We start from the raw sequence: 11,734 nt of genomic DNA on the forward strand, positions 1-11,734 counted from the left end.
GTTCTTGCCGTGCTCGCGCCGACGCTCGACGAAGCGATGGTGACGGCCCGCTCGAAGGCGTACGTGATCCTGGACGGCACCGTGCTGCCGATCGACCGGATCGCCGCCGACCGGCCCTACTACTCCGGATAGAAGCGGCACCACGGCATGAACGTACAGGTGCTGACCGATCCGTTCGGCCGGCCGCTGTGGGCTTCGCCCGCGCTGCCCGGTGCGGCGCATGACCTGACAGCGGCCCGCGAGCACGGCATCATCGACGCCCTCGTCGATGCAGGCCTCAAATGCTGGACAGATAAGGCGTATCAAGGCGCGGCCTCCAACGTCCGGGTTCCCTTCAAGGGGCGTCGGCTCAAGCAGTGGAAGCGGCGTCACAACACCACCCACGCGAAGATCCGCTGCGTCGGCGAGCAGGCCATGGCAGCTCTCAAGGGCTGGCGCCTGCTTCGAAAGCTGCGCTGCAGCACCAACCGCATCACCGCGATCGTGAAGGCCGTCCTCGCCCTTCACCTCGCTGCCGCGTCAGGATGAAAACCCCTCACTGTTTCACGAGCCGAGGAGAGCTGGCGTACGCGACGGACCGTGGATGGAGGAACCCCTTGATGTCCTGCGTGACGAGCTGAAGGTCGGGCGCTCAACGAAGAGTGAGTTGACCACTCGGGCTGCGTGGCTGGCCTTCATGCGATTTGCGGGGCAGCGCTTTGCTACAACACCCACCCCGACTCGGTCGGCCTGCGCTTCCAGTACGGCACGTACGCCTTCAGCGGGCGAGCGACGTTCACTATCGACTTCGACGGCCAACGGCCCGTGCGCTGACCGATGGGCCGGATAGAGTCAGTGCCCTCTACATACGATCTCGGGGGACAATGCGTGCGTCGTGTCATGAAGTTCTGTGCATTCGTTGCCGTGTGCGGTGTGAGCGCCGTCGCCTGTTCTGGGACCGGTCACCGGAGCGCACCCGGGCCGACCTCGGGTTCAGTACGCAGCTTGGGTCAGGGAGCGGACACCGCGGGCGTCGGCGGCAAGGGGCACGTGGAGTTCACCCCGGACACGGTCGTCTATGACGCGAACACCAGTTTCGGATCCGCGGAACACGGGCTGTTCGCCGTCGTTGTGTATCAGTCCGCGAGCCGGAGCGAGGGCCGCGTGGTGACCACGGCGGACAAGGGCGGGCTGCGGTGGAGGGCGCCGGACGGTCACACCGTCAGGGCGCGGAACACCCAGGCCGCATCGAAGCTCGCCCCCATCGGTTTCAGCGAGGGCGGGTCGGTCTTCACCTCCCAGGTGTTCCATCAGGACGCGGCCGTCTTCGACATCACCCCGAAGGAGCGGGGCGGCACGCTCATCTACGTCGACGGCACCGATACGCCCCACCGCTGGAAGATCCCTGCTCACAACGCCGGAGTCTCAGTCCCCGCACTGAAGTTCGCCCTGAACTGAGGATGCCCCGCCGCCGGCGAAGACGTGCGCGCGCTCGCTTCCATCGTCAGTGCGCTGCGGCCGCCGGGGTCGATGGCATGGACGCCAGCTGCTGAGCTGTGATAGCGAAGAGGCCCGCACCTGCCGGAGGTCTACACCCCTCGCCCGTAGAGAAGGGTGCACGACAGCCATCGGTCGCCCGCTGGGGTGTCCGGAGTGGCGACAGCAGATCAGAGTCGCGGCGCTAGTATTCATGTTTATGATCACACGGGGGTGGCGGCTGGGTGCTGTCGTAATGCTCACGGCGCTCTGCGCCTCCGGCGCGGGCGGGCCTGGCATCGTCCGTGCGGCATCGGACCTCGGCCCCCTTCCGGGCGACCAGTACAGCTACACGTCGCAGGACTTTCAAAAAGGCGAGCGTGCAACGGCGTTGCTGGTCCGCCAGTGCATGGCCGAACACGGCCACGGGCACTTTCCGCTCGACCCCCGCTACCCCACTGATCCCATACGCGTCGCCGCGGTCAGTACCTCCTACGGGGCTCTGGACCTCGAAGCCGCCCGGCGTTGGGGGTACGGCTGGGACCCCGAAACGGATGCAGCCCGTCAGCCGAAAGGCCGCAGGATGACGGTCGCCGAGTTTGCCGACTTCCCGGCCTGCAATGCCCAGGCGGACGAACGGCTGATGCGCGGCATCGACGTCAAACGGGACTGGCTCTACTCCGGCAGGAGGGCCGCCGCCATCGACGAAGCTGTGAAGCATGACCCACGCCTGCGCGCAGCCTTCAAGGTGTGGTCCCGGTGCGTGACAGAGCACGGATTCACGCGCTATCCCGACCCGGTGGCTGCTTACTCGGACACCGCTTGGCGGCGCAACAGTGACGGCAACACCCGGCACACCCTGCAGGAACGGGCGACCGCCGCGGCAGACGTCACCTGCAAACGACGCCACCGCACGGCCGAGATCTGGCATGCCGCCCGGGCACGGGAACAGGCGGCAGACATCACCACGCACCGAGCGCGGTACACCGCAAGCCTCAAGGCGCTGCGAACGTACCGCGCCACGCTCACACATGTGCTGACCAAGCTCGGATAGGACGACACACGACTGGTCTACGGCAGCACCCGGACAACAGGGCGAACGTGCCGGCGGCCCTCCCTGCGCCTCCAGGAAGATTCTGCTCCGGGCCCAGGGTCGGCAAGCCGAAGTAGGCCGCTCCATCGTTCAGCAGCCGGGCGAGGAAGGTGCACGACAGCCATCGGTCGCCCGCACGGACAATGCAGCTGCCCGCGGGAGAAGCGGGGCTGCCGACGGCTCGACAACGGACCCGTCGCGGACAGAGCTTTGCCCCGCTGCGCGGCAGGGGTCCGTCCGTAAGGGAGCCACGGGCGGACCCCTGCCGTGAACCGCCAGGCCGGTGCCCCGAGTCAGGGATTCGCCATCGGGCCCGCCCCTCCAGACGCCCTGAGGACAGTGGGCCGTGTGCTTTCGTCTCGCCCAGACTCCGCGCAGCGGAAGACAGGGCGGGTGGCAGTTGACGTGGGCCCTTTGGTGGCTCAGCCGACGGGGCCGAAGCCGCCCGCGCCGACGCTCTGCACGAAGCAGGCCCAGCCCTGCCCGCCCACCACGAACGGCCGGATGCCACGGTCCTTGCTGTCGCGGACAGCCACACTCTTCCGGTCCACGAACGCCACCTCCACACAGGCCCCGCTGCCGTTCGATGCCCGTGCCGTGAACCAGCGAAGCCTCTTCAAGGACTCCCGATGACTATTCATGCCCTCTCCCCGGCGCAAGGCAGAAACCACACAACAACGGCGGAGAACACCACCGGACACGTAGTGCGTCGCCGTCTTCTCGGTGATGCCGAAGAGCCGCATCAGCCGGAGCGGGTCGGCACTCTGGGCCGCCTCATTAAGGATGCGGTCTTGCCGCGGGCCGCTTAGCGCTAGCCCGCGAGGCAGGGCTCCTCGTAGGGTGCCGATGCTGGCGGGCGGGTGGTCGGTGTCAACCGCGGTCTTCTGGCTGACCAAGTGGTAGGTGTTGGCCGAGGCCGGCCGCGGCGATGGCGGTAGGTTGCCCGGCGCGGCCAGCTCGATGGGTGTGAAGGGAGAAGACCTCGGCCAGCCCGCCCGACGGTGACCCTGATGTCGGGTACGAGTTTCGAAATCCCCCATAGACCCGCAGATTACGAGCGCCACTCCCGAAATCTGCGAGTAACTGCGAAAACATCACACCGTTGAGGGCTGTCCCGAACACAGAGGCCCCAGGAACTCGACCTCGCCACCGACGGGAACTTGCCGGAGGAGTTCCCACACGCCTCGCGCACACAGGCGACCACGACGCGGAATTCGACTCATTCCTCGACGAGCACTGCGGCTTCGACAAGTGGCGAACCTGGTCGGATGACACGAGCCTGGCTGTCCACGAGTCCCAGATCCTGCGCATCGAAAGCGACCATGATGCCTCCCCTGACGAACCCGCCTGAACAGTCGTCCGCATACGAGAGCGCACCGCCACGGACGCGATCCTCCGCACATGACGCACACCATTTGTCGCTATATAGTCGTAATCGTTGGTTTCGTCCCCATTCATGGAGGTAACCGCGATGATCACGGACCGTATCGCCCCGGCTGAGGACCTGACAGCCCGGATCGACGCCATGCTTGACGCGCCCGAGCCGGAGAGTCTGCACCACGACTCGCCCGAGTGCGCGGCTCTGCTGCTCGCCGGTGGGCTGCTGCTCCTCTCGCCCAGCGCACCGCGGCCGAAGAAGACCAGCCACTGAGGTGACAGATCAGTCGCCGACGGCGAGTCGGCTCAGTGTCATGGTCGATGAAGCCGCCACAGGGATCGCCCACGCCCTCCGGGACGGGGGCGGTTCCGCTGCTTCTCCGTACTCCTTCCCGCAAGCCGAAGACCCGCTCGCGGCAATGGCGGTGCGTTTTCTGGGCGCGGACGCGCTCGCTCCCTTCGCCGTCGGACGAGGCCCCGGGGCGAGCGAGACGGATGCCGCACTGGTAAAGCAGGCGCTCACCGACTACCCGCCGGACGTTGGCTCCTCCACGGTGGTGGAGTGGAGCTATCACGGCCTCGCCGAGGCGGCACAGACCTGCTTCGCGCTGTCGGCAGCCACCGGCGCGAGCCCCCCTCGGGATCGCGAGGGCCGCCACGACGCCCTCCCGGTGCCCGATCTGCGGTGGGCGGGAGGCGACCCGTGGCCACAACTCTCCTACCGGGTGTCGCAGTTGGCCGCACTCGCCGCCCCCGGCCTCGCCGTCGACCTCGAGGAACAACTGACCTCCCGCACCGACGATCTCGCGCGCGGATTCGTTCGGGCGGTGCGCCGCCGCGACTGGCTCCAGGCCATCGGGATCGGAAGGTGGCTGGCCCGGCTCCCCGCCGTACCCGACAGCCTCGGCCTCGACACCGGGCTGACCTTCGTGCACCACATGGCCGGCAGCAATCCTCGCGTCGCCCTGCACTTCGCAGCAGCACAGCGGTTCTTCGGACGCGGACGATGACCGATGGACTCCCGTCCCACGAGCCGACCGGAGAATCCGTCACGGGACCACAGGACCATCAACTCCTGGACGAGCTTGTGCACTCGGGACTGTCATGGCTGGACGCCCACCGAGACTGCTTCCGGCTCCCGCCCGACGTCGCCGTCGACGGCGACGTCAACTTCACCCTCAAACCACTCGGCGAGCTGACAGAACTGACCGGCGTCATCGCCGCCGCACACCCGCTCCCCGAACTGCGAACCAGGGCAGTCGAATTGCAGTCCTTCGCCTGGGACCAGACCCGCCAGGGGCAGCTGTTCTTCGAACTGATCCGCTCCGAGCCGTTTGCCACGTACCCGGTAGAGCTTTACGGAGTCTTCGCCCGGAACGGCCTGCGCCATCACGCCGCCGAGGAGCTGGCCGCCACCACGACCAGCCTGCAGGCCTGGCGAGTCGCTCGCGAGGACCACACCCGCACGCTCGGCATCCTCAACGCCGAGCGACGCATCGGGCTCCCCCAACACACCTACCGAGAAGCGGTGTCCGCGGTGACAGCTCTCGGTATCCAGCCCGAACCCTGGGCCGTCGACCGCCTCACGGCCTACGGCATCACCCACGACGTCTTCCACCTGACCGACTGGGGCCGCGACCGGCCGGCACTGTCCCGCGACGCCGCTGCCTACCTACGGCTCTGGGCCCCCGCCTGGACACATATCTGGCTCGAAGAACAGTTCTGGGACCTGGCGGGGGAAATGCTCGCGGTGACGGCCTGCCTGCCCGACGCACCGTACGAGCGAACCGCGTGGCGGCGTCTGGCCGCCGCGCAGGCCGCCGACGGCAGCATCGCCGAAACCGGAACGACAGCCCGGCCGCTCGACCCCGACCAGCTCTTCAAAGCCTGCTACCACTCGACGCTGGTCACCGTGTTCGCGGCGACGCTCGCGCGCACCGCCGCGCCCGACACATCGACGCCACCCAACGGCACCCACTCCGTCTGCCCGCCACTCCTCCACCCGAAGTGAGGTCTCCCGTGCCCGCTCCAGCCTCCCCGGCCCTCCTCCACCGCGTCGGGCTGCAGGCCCAGAACTGGCTCGACACCCATCGCGACAGACTCAGACCGACACCCGAGACCGACGCCGACGCCACCGCGCTCAGCGAACGCCTCAAGGCCACCAGTGAAGTGGCGGTCATCACCCAAGTCCTCATCAGAGAAGGCGTCGCCGGCTCCCGTCAGCACTCGCAGGCCGAGAACCTGCTGGACTTCGCCTGGCGCGAACTCCTCGACGGCGGCAACGTCCTGACTGACCTTCAGCACGCCGAACCGTACTCGCCCATCCCCCTCGAGGCCTACGCCCCGTTCCACGAACTGGGCTACCGGCACCCCGGCCTCGAGACCGCGCTCGGTGTCTTCCGGCAGGCCAGGACCTGCACGGCCCTGGAAATGGCACCCACCCGACGACTCGGCGTCCTCAACGCCGAACGCAAGATCGGCCTGCCGCCCAGTGGCGACTTCGACGACGCGGTCCGCCGCACCTGGCTCGGCCAACTGCCCGAACCCTGGACGGTGCAGTTCCACATCGCATACGACATCACGCACACCGTCTTCCACGTCACCAACTGGGGTCAGTCGCCGGACCGGATCCCGGCGGACATCGCCGACTACCTCGCTCGCTACCTCCCCGCCTGGCTCGAAGGCTGGGCGGACCAAGAGCACTGGGACCTGCTCGGCGAACTCCTCGTCGTGGACGCCTGTCTTCCTCGCCCGGTCCTGGCCGACCACCTGTGGGAGCGCTACGCCGCGGCCCAGACCCCCTCGGGCGCGATGCCCGTCGAGCGATCCATGCCGGAACACAATCCCGACGAGCTCTTCGCCGTCGCTCACCACCCCACCCTGGTCGCCGCGTTCGCGTCTGCCATGGCCACCTCCCGCGCCCTGTCACTCAACGGCGCCTGACACCCATGACGACCACGGCACACCCCACGACCACCGGCGAGCCGACCGAACGGGACCTGCTCACACGCACCCTGCACCGCATCGACGCCCCGGACGTGGTTCTGGCCGTCACCCGCCACGGGCGGAGAACCCTCCTCAGCGCGGGCAGCAGCCCCACACCGGACTCCGAGCGCCTCGCCTCGCGCTACGAACTCGGTTCTCTCACAAAGACCTTCACCGGACTGCTCCTGGCCGACCTCTGCGCGCAAGGAAGTCTCCGCCTCGACGACCCCGCGATCGCTCACTTGCCGAACCTGCCGCACCACCACCCAGGACTCGACACGATCACCCTCGGGCATCTGATCACTCACACCTCCGGGCTGCCAAGGCTCCCGACCGATCTGCTGACCGGCGCGGTCCTGCGCCCCCGCCACAACAGCTACGCCCACTACGACACCGCCCGACTCCTCCACGCCTTCGCCCGATCACGGCCCCGGCACACACCCGGCACGAGATGGAACTACTCCAACTTCGGCATCGCCATCCTCGGCACGGCTCTGAGCACCGCCGCCGGCACGTCCTTCCCCGACCTCGTGACCGCCCGGGTCCTCACACCCCTCGGCCTCACCGGCACGGTCCTCGCCCCGAACTCGACAACTGCAGACGCCCTGGGCCACCGAAAGGACGGCACCACACCGGTCCCCGTCTCCCCCATGGGCGCCTTCGCCCCCGCCGCCGCCATCCGCGCCACAGCCGACAACATCCTCACCTACCTCGAAGCACACCTTGCCCCGCCCCCTGGGCCGCTGGCCGAGCCCCTGCGCCAGGTACAGGAGCCGGTACTGCGACGCGGTCTGCGCCACCGCGACACCCACACCCTGACCTGGTTCCACCACCCCGCACACGGCGGTCCCCTGCTGTTCCACGCAGGAGCCACCTTCGGTCAGCAGGCATTCGCCGGCTACCACCCGGCCACCGCAACAGGCGTGGCTGCCTTGGCCACCCGGCGCGGCAACGACTGCCGTCTCGTGCCGGCGGCCTACGACCTGCTCCACTCGCTGGCCGAGAACGCTTCGACAAAACACCCGACTGTCTGAGCGGCATCTCCGCAACCAACCCGCGGGACGATCAGGCCTTGATGCCGCTGATACGCGGCATCCGGCCAACCGGCTCCCGCTTCGGCCCCAGCAGCCATCCGCCGGGCAAGGCGCACGCGGACAGAGGGCTACGACGGTCATGGCCATAACCGTCCGCGGCGACAAGCATTGTGTCTGCCTGTCGCACGCGCACACGGCCCTCCCTCGCTCACCCGGCATGGATCAGTCCGGCCGCTCGTTCGCCGATCATGATCGAGGGAGCATGGAGGTGAGCACGCGGCAGGGCCGGCATGACGGACGCGTCGGCCACGCGGAGCCCTCTGATGCCGTGGACGCCCAGTTGAGCATCGACAACCGACGCACCATCGATCCCCGACCGGCAGGTGCCGGCCGGATGGTTGTAGGAGACCGTGGAGGTGCGCGCGGAGGCCATCAGTGCGCCGTCGTCGGAGGCCACCGGAGAGGGCGGGGGACCGCCGAAGGCCCTCATGGCAGCGGCATCGCCGATGGCCAGTGCCCTTCGCAGGCCCTCGACGAGCAGCTCGCGGTCCGTCGCCTCCTCGTAGTAGCGGGGGTCGATCAGTGGTGCGTCCGCCAGATCAGCCGATGCCAACCGAACGAATCCCCGACTGCGGGGGGGGCAAGCACGGTAACGAGGCAGCACATTCCCGGGTCGGTCTGTCCGAGCAAGTCGATCAGCATGGGAGTCACCCCGACGTCCGGAACCTGCGTACCTGAGGCGACGCGCAGGTAAGCGACAGCTTGACCCACAGCCGCCAGCGGGCCCCTGCGATGCTCGTCGTACAACCGCTGATTCCGCGCGCTGACCGCGTCCGACCAGGTCTCACCGCGCACGACGGGCCAGCTGACGACGGCCGCCGGGTGATCCTGGAGTCCCGCGCCCACACCCGGAAGGTCCTGCACCGCCACGATGCCGAACTCCGGGAGGTGGTCAGCAGGTCCCACGCCGGACAGCATCAACAGCTGAGGGCTGCGCACGGCCCCGGCGCAAAGCACGACGGAATCGGATCGCACACGCTGCGCCGCGCCCTCTGATGTGTACTCGACGCCTCGCGTCTGAGTGCCGTCGAACAGAACCCGGCTGACGTGCGCTCCGGTCCTGATCACGAGGTTGGAACGCCCGGCCGCCGGATGCAGGAACGCCCGAGAGGCTGTACCGCTCCCCCTCACGAACGTTGCTGTAAAGCATTCCTACGCCATCGAGTTCCGCGCCGTTGAAATCCCGGTTCAGGGGCAGACCCGTTTCCACACCCGCTGTGACGAATGCCAACGAGAGTGGGTTCACATCCCTGGGCGTGGTGACCGGCACGGGACCAGATGTCACTCGATCGTGCGGCAGACCCTAACGGGTCGCGGCCGCGCGGGAGTTCTTGAGTCGGTTGATGGTCTGCTCGACCCCGTTGCGGCGTCGGTAGCGGTCGGGGTCGAAGCCGGCTGGGCGGCCGCCTTCTCTGCCTCGGCATCGCCGGTTGGCCCACTGGTCCTTCGGCTCCGGGATTGTGTGCCGGATGTGACGTCTTCGACCTCCTCCTCGCCACCCGGACCGCCGGCCTCACCGACGAAGCCGCTGCCATGCGCATCATCGAGCGGCCCTTCAGGCGCCACCGCCCCCATGCCTATGGCCCCACGACCTGCACGCCCTGGTCCGATCCACCATCCGCACCGCCGACGATCCCACCGACGACCGCTGGTCACCCGCCGACTGGACGGCCACATCGCCAGGCGCGGGGGGCATTCGAGCAGCGGCTGGCACTGAGCGAGCCGGACCTGTTGGAGTATGGGCAAATCAAGGCCTCCGCTACAGAGGTGTGGGCGGCAGGGGCCGAGCGGTGAGCCGCCGGTACCGGCTGGAGCGGTCGCGCATCGGGCTGACGCCTTGGGTCGTGCGGGGACTTGATCCTTTGATCCAAAGCCGTGATGCCCGACGCTCTCGAGACTGCCACCGTCGTCGACACTGCCCGCTTGATCCCTCGTTGGTTCCTGTGGTGCGAGCCTGTTGCACGGTGACCCCTCGTGATGTCCGAGCCACTTCAGTCCCCCAAGCAGACCGGGCCCCTACGGTGAGCTGGTGCCACGAGCAGCTGCTGACGTGGCCTCCATCCACACAAGGGTTCTTGCCGTCGCCTCACCCCCAGAGCAGGACTTGAGTGAGGTGATGGACCCATCAGCAGATGATGTTGTCCGATCAGCTTGGGCTCGCGGATGCCGAGACCTTCGTGACCGACAGGGAGCCTGCGCACGCGCGGATCCCAGCCGTCTCGGTGCCGATGAGGGGAGCGGTGTTGTTGGGCGGGTAGACCTTGATCTTGGCGGCCTTGGCGTCACAGTTGCCGTCGGCCACGCCCTTGTTCGGGGTCTTCACTTGGGCATGCAGGGTCTGGCCCGGCTTCAGTGTGACCGAACCGCCAGCAGTGCCGCCCGCGTGGCTGGCGGCCTTGCCGATCTGCTTGCCGTCGGCGTCCAGGAGAGAGAAACCGGGGTAGCCGTCGATGCGGCAGGTGGTCTTGTTCCCGGTCAGCTGAAGGTCGTAGTAGAGAGAGTTCATCTCCTGACCTGCGGCAACCAGCTTGACGCCGGTGAAGTTGTCACTGGTGCAGTCCGAACGCACCTCACCCGACGTCGAAGGCGACGAGGGTGATGCGGACGCCTGCGTCTCCACGGCGGCGGACGGCTTGTTGCCCGGCGATGACGCAGTCGCCGGGGCACTGGCCGTGCGGGCGGCCGGGCTCGAGTCGGCGTCGGTGTGGCCGTCGCTTCCGCAAGCGCTCAAACTCAGGGCACACAGCGCACTCATGGGAGCGATCAGGACTAGGCGGGTGATCAGTGTGCGATTCATTCACTTCACATGACCGCGATACGGGTGCAGTACACGTATCGGTTGGCCCGCCCCTCGCTGGAACCACCGTGTGGCAGCACCGCCAAACTGACGACGCCCGCCATCAGGCCGGGCCTCGGTAATTGCAGTCCAACCGGGTCGCAGCAGCCCCCTCCTCGCCCGATGCGCCAGGTGAACTCCGCATCCCTCAAGGACGGAGCGAGTTGTTCCGTGGTCGTCTCGCCGAGCGCCGGAGCGGCAGTGTTCATCGCCTCCCACATGCCTGCTCCGCTGGAGGGCAAGGTGTATCAGCTATGGCTCGCCGACGACGGCCACACGCGTCGGGCCGGCCTGACGAACGCCTCCCGCCTCGACCAGAGCGTGCTCATGGACGGCAGCCCGGGCCACGCCACGGGTGTCGGCATCAGGCTAGAGCCGGCCGGGGGGCTCACTTCAGCCGACCAGTGCGCCCCTGGCTGCCCGCCTGAGCGCGCGGCCCGCATCTGCTGCTGCACGAGACATTGAGGGAGCATCACTGTCGTGCCGCTCCCTCAACCAGGTCTGCTCACTCTTTTGAGAATCCACCAATCCGTCGTGGCCGGTGCTCCGGATTCCGTTCGATGGAGGCGGATGGCCTTCACGGATCTGATCGTTGAGGGATTGTCATGCAGACTCGAGTCCGTCGTGTTGCTGTTGCCGTTGCTGCCGCCGCCATGCTGCCGCTGGCCCTGACGGCCTGCTCCGACAGCGACTCCAAGGACAAGGCCTCGGGCAGTGCCTCGTCGGCCGCGTCGAAGGGCTCGGACATGGCCAGCCCTTCGGACGACATGACGGATTCCGACAAGCCCTTCGGCTCGGCCTGTGCTTCCGTGCCCAAGGATGGTGCCGGCTCGTTCGACGGGATGGCCAAGGACCCGGTCGCGACCGCCGCCTCCAACAACCCGGCGCTGTCCA

At 67.9% G+C, this 11,734-nt stretch carries 12 protein-coding genes and 3 pseudogenes; 10 read left to right on the forward strand and 5 right to left on the reverse strand.

Annotated features, from left to right (window positions below; genetic code table 11):
• From K377_RS39920 to K377_RS39930, 3 genes and pseudogenes are all read left to right on the forward strand, one after another.
• Positions 1-528 (forward strand): annotated as a pseudogene (locus tag K377_RS39920) (transposase family protein); the annotation flags it as partial.
• Positions 529-984: 456 nt separating this feature from the next.
• A complete protein-coding gene (locus tag K377_RS39925) occupies positions 985-1,437 on the forward strand; it encodes a hypothetical protein (RefSeq protein WP_111668556.1) in 453 nt (150 codons plus the stop codon).
• A gap of 274 nt (positions 1,438-1,711) precedes the next feature.
• Positions 1,712-2,509, forward strand: coding sequence for a hypothetical protein (locus K377_RS39930; protein ID WP_237551458.1), 798 nt, complete (start codon positions 1,712-1,714; stop codon positions 2,507-2,509).
• Positions 2,510-2,970: 461 nt separating this feature from the next.
• On the opposite strand, the gene K377_RS42795 is transcribed toward K377_RS39930, so the two are convergent.
• Positions 2,971-3,588 (reverse strand): DUF397 domain-containing protein, encoded by a 618-nt coding sequence (locus K377_RS42795; protein ID WP_146614848.1) that lies wholly within the window; start codon positions 3,586-3,588, stop codon positions 2,971-2,973.
• A gap of 431 nt (positions 3,589-4,019) precedes the next feature.
• Between K377_RS42795 and K377_RS39940 the strand changes: the two genes are divergently transcribed.
• The 5 genes from K377_RS39940 to K377_RS39960 are packed head-to-tail and all read left to right on the forward strand — an operon-like array spanning position 4,020 to position 7,944.
• Positions 4,020-4,199: a hypothetical protein gene (locus K377_RS39940; protein WP_111668558.1), complete on the forward strand. Its 180-nt coding sequence runs from the start codon at positions 4,020-4,022 to the stop codon at positions 4,197-4,199.
• A 40-nt stretch (positions 4,200-4,239) separates the two neighbouring features.
• Positions 4,240-4,935 (forward strand): hypothetical protein, encoded by a 696-nt coding sequence (locus K377_RS39945; RefSeq protein ID WP_111668566.1) that lies wholly within the window; start codon positions 4,240-4,242, stop codon positions 4,933-4,935.
• The gene (locus K377_RS39950) at positions 4,932-5,936 is read left to right on the forward strand and encodes a DUF6895 family protein (protein ID WP_237551459.1); all 1,005 of its coding nucleotides are present in this window, start codon (positions 4,932-4,934) and stop codon (positions 5,934-5,936) included. Before K377_RS39945 ends, K377_RS39950 begins: the two co-directional genes overlap by 4 nt.
• 8 nt (positions 5,937-5,944) lie before the next feature.
• Entirely contained in the window at positions 5,945-6,868 is a 924-nt protein-coding gene (locus K377_RS39955) for a DUF6895 family protein (protein ID WP_258395313.1), read from the forward strand.
• 5 nt (positions 6,869-6,873) lie between these two features.
• Positions 6,874-7,944, forward strand: a complete 1,071-nt coding sequence (locus K377_RS39960; RefSeq protein ID WP_111668560.1) for a serine hydrolase — start codon at positions 6,874-6,876, stop codon at positions 7,942-7,944.
• Positions 7,945-8,152: 208 nt separating this feature from the next.
• Here the strand turns inward: K377_RS39960 and K377_RS41945 are convergent, their stop codons facing one another.
• The 4 genes and pseudogenes from K377_RS41945 to K377_RS39985 all read right to left on the reverse strand — a co-directional run bounded on the left by K377_RS41945 (position 8,153) and on the right by K377_RS39985 (position 10,801).
• On the reverse strand, positions 8,153-8,608 hold the full coding sequence (locus K377_RS41945; protein ID WP_258395314.1) for a GMC oxidoreductase: 456 nt from the start codon (positions 8,606-8,608) through the stop codon (positions 8,153-8,155).
• Positions 8,524-9,135, reverse strand: coding sequence for a GMC family oxidoreductase N-terminal domain-containing protein (locus K377_RS39970; protein WP_111668562.1), 612 nt, complete (start codon positions 9,133-9,135; stop codon positions 8,524-8,526). Before K377_RS39970 ends, K377_RS41945 begins: the two co-directional genes overlap by 85 nt.
• Positions 9,136-9,310: 175 nt before the next feature.
• Positions 9,311-9,487, reverse strand: a pseudogene (locus K377_RS39980) (IS5/IS1182 family transposase); the annotation flags it as partial.
• A gap of 663 nt (positions 9,488-10,150) precedes the next feature.
• On the reverse strand, positions 10,151-10,801 hold the full coding sequence (locus K377_RS39985; RefSeq protein WP_111668563.1) for a DUF4232 domain-containing protein: 651 nt from the start codon (positions 10,799-10,801) through the stop codon (positions 10,151-10,153).
• Between the two features lie 9 nt (positions 10,802-10,810).
• Here K377_RS39985 and K377_RS42940 point away from each other — a divergent pair, with 9 nt between their 5' ends.
• Both K377_RS42940 and K377_RS39995 read left to right on the forward strand, forming a co-directional pair.
• On the forward strand, positions 10,811-11,305 hold the full coding sequence (locus K377_RS42940) for an anti-sigma factor (protein WP_111668564.1): 495 nt from the start codon (positions 10,811-10,813) through the stop codon (positions 11,303-11,305).
• Positions 11,306-11,445: 140 nt separating this feature from the next.
• Positions 11,446-11,734: pseudogene (locus K377_RS39995) on the forward strand (fasciclin domain-containing protein); the annotation flags it as partial.

Source organism: Streptomyces sp. PsTaAH-137 (assembly GCF_003259365.1).
In the GTDB taxonomy this organism is placed as follows: Bacteria; Actinomycetota; Actinomycetes; order Streptomycetales; family Streptomycetaceae; genus Streptomyces.

Coding starts and splice junctions, on each gene's coding strand:
- K377_RS39930 (WP_237551458.1), top strand. CDS start 1,712: ATGCTCACGGCGCTCTGCGCCTCCGGCGCGGGCGGGCCTGGCATCGTC.
- K377_RS42795 (WP_146614848.1), bottom strand. CDS start 3,588: ATGGGGGATTTCGAAACTCGTACCCGACATCAGGGTCACCGTCGGGCG.
- K377_RS39940 (WP_111668558.1), top strand. CDS start 4,020: ATGATCACGGACCGTATCGCCCCGGCTGAGGACCTGACAGCCCGGATC.
- K377_RS39945 (WP_111668566.1), top strand. CDS start 4,240: ATGGTCGATGAAGCCGCCACAGGGATCGCCCACGCCCTCCGGGACGGG.
- K377_RS39950 (WP_237551459.1), top strand. CDS start 4,932: ATGACCGATGGACTCCCGTCCCACGAGCCGACCGGAGAATCCGTCACG.
- K377_RS39960 (WP_111668560.1), top strand. CDS start 6,874: ATGACGACCACGGCACACCCCACGACCACCGGCGAGCCGACCGAACGG.
- K377_RS39985 (WP_111668563.1), bottom strand. CDS start 10,801: ATGAATCGCACACTGATCACCCGCCTAGTCCTGATCGCTCCCATGAGT.
- K377_RS42940 (WP_111668564.1), top strand. CDS start 10,811: ATGACCGCGATACGGGTGCAGTACACGTATCGGTTGGCCCGCCCCTCG.